Annotated in this window: 1 protein-coding gene; it reads left to right on the forward strand. The window is 49.4% G+C overall.

The genetic code is table 11. The features are described 5' to 3' along the window. Positions 1–500, forward strand: a 500-nt coding sequence (locus WG929_RS20950; protein ID WP_416207618.1) for an IS66 family transposase, incomplete at both ends; no start/stop codon positions are given.

Consider the following 500-nt stretch of genomic DNA (forward strand, 5'->3'; position numbering starts at 1 on the left):
CCGGCGGTGGTTCAAGTCTTGGTGCATGCACGACAAAAATACGTTTGCGAAGCCTGTGAAAGCGGCGTGCAGATGGCCGCTTTACCGACGCAGCCAATCCCTAAAAGCAATGCCAGCCCTGGCTTACTGGCGCACATTGCTGTGGCCAAATATCAAGACGGATTGCCACTCTATCGAATGGAAACCATCTTCAAACGCATGGGCATACATTTACCGCGCAACACCTTAGCCAACTGGATGATGAAAAGCAGTGAGTTGCTGCAACCCCTTTACAACCTGCTCAATGATCAATTACTTGAAAGCGGTTATATCCATATGGATGAAACCCGAGTTCAGGTCTTAAAAGAACCGGATAAAACAGCCGAAAGCCTCAGCTACATGTGGGTACGAAAAACCGGTGATCGGGAACACCCCATTATCTTATTTGATTACGCCAGTCGTCGTCGCACCGATGTGGCCAGATCGCTGCTTGGTGATTATCAAGGCTACCTGCAAACCGA

The organism is Oceanobacter antarcticus (assembly GCF_044962685.1).
GTDB classification, from domain to species: domain Bacteria; phylum Pseudomonadota; class Gammaproteobacteria; order Pseudomonadales; family Oceanobacteraceae; genus Oceanobacter; species Oceanobacter antarcticus.